The sequence below is a fragment of the Inquilinus limosus DSM 16000 genome (assembly GCF_000423185.1).
In the GTDB taxonomy this organism is placed as follows: Bacteria; Pseudomonadota; Alphaproteobacteria; order DSM-16000; family Inquilinaceae; genus Inquilinus; species Inquilinus limosus.
Genome location: NZ_AUHM01000032.1, coordinates 88817 through 95000 on the forward strand (window position 1 = coordinate 88817; position 6184 = coordinate 95000).

7 protein-coding genes (1 of these 7 only partly in view) are annotated in these 6184 nt (G+C 70.2%); all 7 read right to left on the minus strand.

Annotated features, from left to right (window positions below; translation table 11 throughout):
• Positions 1-38: 38 nt before the first annotated feature.
• Tightly spaced (at most 57 nt apart), the 7 genes in view from catC to benA form a layout consistent with a single transcriptional unit that may run on beyond the window.
• A complete protein-coding gene (gene catC, locus G537_RS0123760) occupies positions 39-317 on the minus strand; it encodes a muconolactone Delta-isomerase (RefSeq protein WP_026872239.1) in 279 nt (92 codons plus the stop codon).
• Positions 318-329: 12 nt separating this feature from the next.
• Complete coding sequence (locus G537_RS0123765; RefSeq protein ID WP_051249019.1) at positions 330-1487, minus strand: muconate/chloromuconate family cycloisomerase; 1158 nt, start codon at positions 1485-1487, stop codon at positions 330-332.
• 30 nt (positions 1488-1517) lie between these two features.
• Positions 1518-2447, minus strand: a complete 930-nt coding sequence (catA, locus tag G537_RS0123770) for a catechol 1,2-dioxygenase (protein ID WP_026872241.1) — start codon at positions 2445-2447, stop codon at positions 1518-1520.
• A 57-nt stretch (positions 2448-2504) separates the two neighbouring features.
• A complete protein-coding gene (locus tag G537_RS0123775) occupies positions 2505-3281 on the minus strand; it encodes a 1,6-dihydroxycyclohexa-2,4-diene-1-carboxylate dehydrogenase (RefSeq protein ID WP_026872242.1) in 777 nt (258 codons plus the stop codon).
• Between the two features lies 1 nt (position 3282).
• A complete protein-coding gene (gene benC, locus G537_RS0123780) occupies positions 3283-4317 on the minus strand; it encodes a benzoate 1,2-dioxygenase electron transfer component BenC (protein WP_026872243.1) in 1035 nt (344 codons plus the stop codon).
• 26 nt (positions 4318-4343) lie between these two features.
• The gene (benB, locus tag G537_RS0123785; RefSeq protein WP_026872244.1) at positions 4344-4850 is read right to left on the minus strand and encodes a benzoate 1,2-dioxygenase small subunit; all 507 of its coding nucleotides are present in this window, start codon (positions 4848-4850) and stop codon (positions 4344-4346) included.
• Positions 4847-6184: the 3' portion of a benzoate 1,2-dioxygenase large subunit gene (benA, locus tag G537_RS0123790; RefSeq protein ID WP_026872245.1), read on the minus strand. It continues 6 nt past the right edge of the window; only the last 1338 of its 1344 coding nucleotides appear in the window; its start codon lies beyond the right edge, outside the window — the gene reads right to left on this strand; the stop codon is at positions 4847-4849. Before benA ends, benB begins: the two co-directional genes overlap by 4 nt.

Below are 6184 nucleotides of genomic sequence, written 5' to 3' on the forward strand. Positions count from 1 at the left end.
TCCCTTGCTGATTGTCGTTGGTGGTGCGCCGCGAGAGCTCAGCCGATCGCCGAGGGGTGTCGGGCGAGCGGCGTGACCTCGATGGCCATGAAGGGGAACAGCGGCAGGGTCGACAGGATCGCGTGCAGCTCGTCGTGATCCGCGACGTCGAAGATGCTGACATTGGCGTAGCGCCCGGCGACCCGCCACAGATGCCGCCACTTGCCGGCGCGCTGGAGTTCCTCGGCCCGCGCCTTCTCCTCGGCCTTCAGCCGCTCGAACCGGGCCGGGTCGACATCGTGCGGCACCCGCACATCCATCTGGACGTGGTAGAGCATGGCCCCTCCTCCTCAGGCGCGCGCGTAGCGGCGCAGCTTGTCGCGATCGAGCGTGACGCCGATGCCGGGGCCGGCCGGCAGCAGCAGGTGGAAATCCTCGAAGCGCAGCGGCTCGGCCACGAGGTCGTCGGTCAGGATTTGAGGCCCGAAATGCTCGCAGCCCCAGCCCAGCTCGCGCAGCCCGGCAAAGGCCTGCAGATGCGCCGCGGCGCCGATCGAGCTTTCGAGCAGGCAGCCGCCATAGAGGCCGATCCCCGCCGCCTCGGCCACCGCCGCGACCTTGCGCGTGTTCAGAAGGCCGCCATGCTTGACCAGCTTCAGCGACACCACATCGGCGGCGGCGGCCTCGGCGACGGCCAGCATGTCATGCGCCGAGAACACGCATTCATCGGCCATCAGCGGCACGCCGGAGCGGGCGCGCAGCCGCGCCATGCCGGCGATGTTCCAGGCCGGCAGCGGCTGCTCCACCAGGCGGATGCCGAGCTCGGCCAGGACCGGCAGGCAATGCGCGGCGGTGGTCTCGTCCCAGGCCTGGTTGGCGTCGACGATCAGCGCCGCCCGGTCGCCCAGCACGCCGGCCAGGCGGCGCAGCCGGGCCAGATCCGCCGCCGGGTCCTGGGCGCCGATCTTGACCTTGAAGGTGCGGTGCAGCCGGGCCGCCAGCTTGCCCTCCGCCTCCTCGATCTCCTGCCCCGGATCGCCCGAGGCCAGCGTCCACAGCACCGGGATGCGGTCGCGCACCACGCCGCCGAGCAGCAGGCTGGCGGGCACGCCGAGGCTGCGGCCGACGGCGTCGAACAGGGCGGTCTCGATCGCCGATTTGGCCGCGGTGTTGCGCTTGGCCGCCGCATCCATCCTCGCGCCCGCCGCCTCGAACCGGTCGGCGCGCAGGCCGACCAGCGCCGGGGCCAGGTAGCGGTCGACCGCCGCCTTGATGCTCTCGACGCTCTCCTCGCTCCAGCGCGGGCCGCCCAGGGTCGCCGCCTCGCCGACGCCCTCCGCGCCGTTGGCCAGGCGCAGCTCGACCACGACGTAGCTCTGCGCCGTCACCGACAGCGAGGACAGCTTGTGCCGCCGCCGGGTCGGCACGTCGACGATGGTGCTGCGGATCTCGGCGATGGCGAGATCGCGGGCGAGATCGCCGGTCGGCAGCGCCAGGGTGTCAGGCATGATCGGGGCCTCGATGGAGCGATGGGACGGTCAGGCCGCCTCGGCGTGCGCGCGGTGCACGACCGTGCCGGGCGCGTTCTCGGCCTCACGGTTGAGGACGAAGTCGAAGGTGATCCGGGCGAAGGGCGCATTCAGGCCGCGGGCATGGATTTCGGCCGCATCGTCGATGCGCTGCACCGCCGGGATCAGCCCGTCGCGGGTGGCGAAGGCGAAGTCGTCGTGCAGATACGCGTCGCCGTCGATGTTGATCTGGGTGGTGAGCTTGCGGTGGCCCGGCGCCGAGACGAAAAAGTGGATGTGGGCTGGGCGGCGGCCATGGCGGCCGAGCCGGTCGAGCAGCTTCTGCGTCGGCCCGTCCGGCGGGCAGGCGTAGCCCGAAGGCAGGATCGAGCGGAAGCGGTAACGCCCTTCGGCGTCCGTCTCAATCCGCCGGCGCAGGTTGTACTTCGCCTGCGATGGATCGAAGAAGGAATAGCCGCCCAGCGTGTTGGCGTGCCAGACGTCGACGACCGCCCCCGGGACCGGGTTGCCGTCGGCGTCTCGCACCTGGCCGTCCATGAGCAGCACCTCGCCCGTCTCGCTGCCGTCGTCGAGCCGGGCCTCGCCCTTCGACAGCGGCGCGCCGGCGACATAGAGCGGGCCTTCGATCGTGCGCGGCGTGCCGCCCTCGATCCCGGCCTTCCGCTCCGCCTCGTCCATCCGCAGGTCCAGGAAGGTCTCGAGGCCGAGGCCCGGGACCAGCAGCCCCACCTCATTGGCCTGTCCAAGAGACGTCAGGTAGCTCATGGCCGACCAGAACTCGTCCGGCTGGACGTCGAAATCCTCGATCGTGCGGAACAGATCGGACACGACGCGGTGCACGATCTGCTTCAGCCGCGCATCCCCGGCGTCGTGGCCGAGACCGCTGACCTTGTCGAGCAGCGACTGGACCTCGGGGCTGTTCAGCAGGCTGTCACTCATGACGTTCTCCTCCGTGATCGCCGCTCGCGGCGGCTTCGTGCTGTCTGGTGGGGGCCGTCAGCCGAGATCCCCGCCGGCCACCGGCAGGGTGACGCCGGTGATGTAGGAGGCCTCGTCCGAGGCCAGGAACAGGATCGCCGCCGCCTGCTCCTCCGCGGTGCCGTAGCGGTGCATCAGGCTGGAGAAGACGGTCTGGTCGACCACCTCGCGCCACCACCCGGCCTCGTGCTCGTCCGGCGGCGCCGGGTTGCGTGGGATGCGCCGCGGCGGGGCTTCGGTGCCACCCGGGGCGACGCCGCAGACGCGGATGCCGTGGCCGGCATATTCGAAGGCGAGGCAGGCGGTGATCGCGTTCACCCCGCCCTTGGCCGCGGCATAGGGCACGCGGTTGACGCCGCGGGTGGCGACCGAGGAGACGTTGACGATCACGCCCCCGCCCTGCGCCAGCATCGCCGGCAGCACGGCGCGGCAACTCCACAGCGTCGGGAACAGCGAGCGGCGGATCTCCGCCTCGATCTGCGCCTCCTGGTACTCGGCGTAGGGCCGGGCCCAGATCGTGCCGCCGACATTGTTGACCAGGATGTCGACCCGCCCGAACCGCGCCCGCGTCCGCTCCACCGCAGTGGTCGCGCCGCCGAACGTCTCCAGGTCGGCGATCACGGTCAGCGCCTCGGCGCCTTCGGCCGCCGCCTCCTGCCGCACCTCCTCGACCAGCTCGGACCGGTCGACCAGGGCGACGCGCCCGCCCTCCCGGGCCAGCCGCAGGGCGACGGTGCGGCCGATACCTTGCGCCGCCCCGGTCACCATCGCCACCTTGCCGGCGAACCGGGTCATCTCACGCCGCCTGCCGGCGGGACGCGTCGGCGGACGCGCTGGGCGAGAACTTCTCGGTGTAGAAGTTGGCAGGCTTGATGCCCTGCTCGCCGAGCCAGCCGCGGACCGCGTCGACCATCGGCGGCGGGCCGCAGAGATAGATGTCGACCTCGCCGCCGTTCAGCCGGCCGGCCTCGATGTGATGGGTGACGTAGCCCTTGCGCGGATGGGCGCTGTCCGCCGCCGCGACACAGGTGGCGAAGGTGAAGCCCGGAATCCGGGCGGCGAACGCCTCCAACCGGTCGACCGCCACGAGATCCGCGTCATTGGTGACGCCGTAGACCAGATGGACCGGATGCCCGCCGGTGCCGGCCTCGGCCAGCCGCCCGAGCATCGACAGGAACGGCGCCAAGCCGGTGCCGCCGGCCAGGAACAGCAGCGGCCGCCTCACCTCGCGCAGGTAGAAGCTGCCCTCCGGCCCGCTGAAGCCGATAGCCATGCCCGGCTCGGCGCGGTCGCGCAGGAAGCCGCTCATCAGCCCGCCCGGGATGTCCCGGACCAGGAAGGACAGCCGGTCCGAGCCCGGTGCCGAGCTGAAGGAATAGGCGCGCCGCTGGTCGGTGCCCGGCACCTGGACGTTGACGTACTGCCCCGGCAGGAAGCCGAAGCCGTCCGTCCCTTCGAGCGAGAAGGCGATGGTGGTGTCGGACAGCCGGTCGACCGAGACGAGGCGGGTCTCGACCGACTGCCGACCGGTCTTGCACAGCTGCGACGAGGCGGCGACCGCGACGACCAGGTCCGACTTCGGCCGCGCCTGGCAGGCCAGCGCCAGCCCCTCGGCCGCCTCCTCCGCCGTCAGCGCGTCGTCGATGTAGCTGCCGCCGTCATAGGCGCCGGATTCGACCCGGCATTTGCAGGTGCCGCAGGCGCCGTCGCGGCAGTCCAGCGGGATGTTGATGCCGACGCGGTACGAGGCGTCGGCGACGGTCTCGCCGGGGCGCGCCTCGACGAAGCGGGTGACGCCGTCCTCGAAATTGAGCGCGATGGTGTGGCTCATGGCTCCGATCCTCCGGTCGCGCGCGGTCAGATGTGGTAGATGTCGATGACGTGGTGGATGTAGTCGTTCTTCAGCACGACCTTCTTCTTCGTGATCCGCGGCGTCGGGCCGGTGGTGTCGAGCGTGTAGAAGGAGGTGCCGAAATAGGTGTCGACGGTTTTGTAGCGGTAGCTGAATGTCACCCAGTTGAACCGCAGCCGGCAGGCGCCGCCGCCCTGCTCCAGGATCTCGACATTGCTGATGTTGTGCGAGGTCCGTGGCTCCGGCAGGCTGGTGGCGCTCGACCGCTCGGTGCGGATGCGGAAGACCCGGTCCTCGAGCCCGTCCTTGCTGCCGTACCAGATCAGCGAGATCTCGGATTGCGGATCGGTGACCAGCCGGTCGTCATCGTCCCAGGATGGCATCCAGAACTCGACCTCCGGCGCGTAGAGCGCCAGCCAGGAATCCCAGTCGCGGTCATCCAGATAGCGGGCCTCGCGGTACAGGAACTGCTGCACCTCCTCGACCGACAGCCTCTCGATCACGGCGGTCATCGGCAGGCCTCCGCCGCGACGGCGCGCCGCATCGTCTCCAGCCAGTGCCGGTGCTGCAGGACGAACAGCCCCTCATCCTCGGTGCGGACGCCGCTCATCAGCGGCTTCATGCCGATCGCCTCAGCGGCCGGGTCCGGTCCCTCGATCCAGTGGGCTGCGCCGCGGCTGAGATCGTTCCATCGGGCGGCGCGGCCGGCATAGGACATCTGGCAGGCCCGGAACTCCTCCAGGTCGTCCGGCGTCGCCATGCCGCTGGCGTTGAAGAAGTCCTCGTATTGCCGGATGCGGTGGGCGCGCGCCTTCGGGTCCTCGCCCTTCGGCGCGATGCAGTAGATCGTGACCTCGGTCTTGTCGACCGCGATCGGCCGGTAGTGCCGGATCTGCGAGCTGAACTGGTCCATCAGATAGACATTCGGGTACAGGCAGAGGTTGCGCGACCGCCGCACCATCCAGTCCGCCCGCGCCTCGCCGAACCGCGCCGCCAGCTCCCCGCGCCGCTCCCAGTTCGGCCGGTCCTCCGGGTTGGCCCAGTTGGTCCACAGCAGCAGATGGCCGTTCTCGAAGGAGTAGAAGCCGCCGCCCTGCTTGGCCCAGCCGCCCGCATCCATGGCGCGGACGCAGTCGACCTTCTCGGCCTCCTTGCGCCGGCTGGTGGTGGCCGCGTAGTTCCAGTGCACCGCGGTGACGTGGTAGCCGTCGGCGCCGTTCTCGGTCTGCAGCTTCCAGTTGCCGTCATAGACATAGGTCGAGGAGCCGCGCAGCACCTCCAGCCCCTCCGGCGACTGGTCGACGATCATGTCGATGATCTTCGCCGCCTCGCCCAGATGCTCGGCCAGCGGCGCGACGTCGGGGTTCAGGCTGCCGAACAGGAAGCCGCGATAGGACTCGAAGCGCGCCACCCGGGTCAGGTCGTGCGAGCCGTTGCAGTTGAAGCCGTCCGGATAGCCGGCGCCGTCCGGGTCCTTCACCTTCAGCAGCTTGCCCGCATTGCTGAAGGTCCAGCCGTGGAACGGGCAGGTGAAGGTCGATTTTGTGCCGCGCTTGAACCGGCACAGCATGGCGCCGCGATGGCTGCAGGCGTTGATGAAGGCGTTCAGCTCGCCGTCGCGGCTGCGGGTGATGACGACGGGCTGCCGCCCGATCGTGGTGGTGAAGTAGTCGTTCGGGTTCGGGATCTGGCTCTCATGCGCCAGGTAGATCCAGTTGCCCTCGAAGATGTGCTTCATCTCGAGCTCGAAGAGCTCCGGATCGGTGAAGATGTCCCGGGCGCAGCGGTAGAGGCCGGCGGCCGCGTCCTCGACGAGGGCGGTGTCGAGGACCTGGCGGGCGGTGTC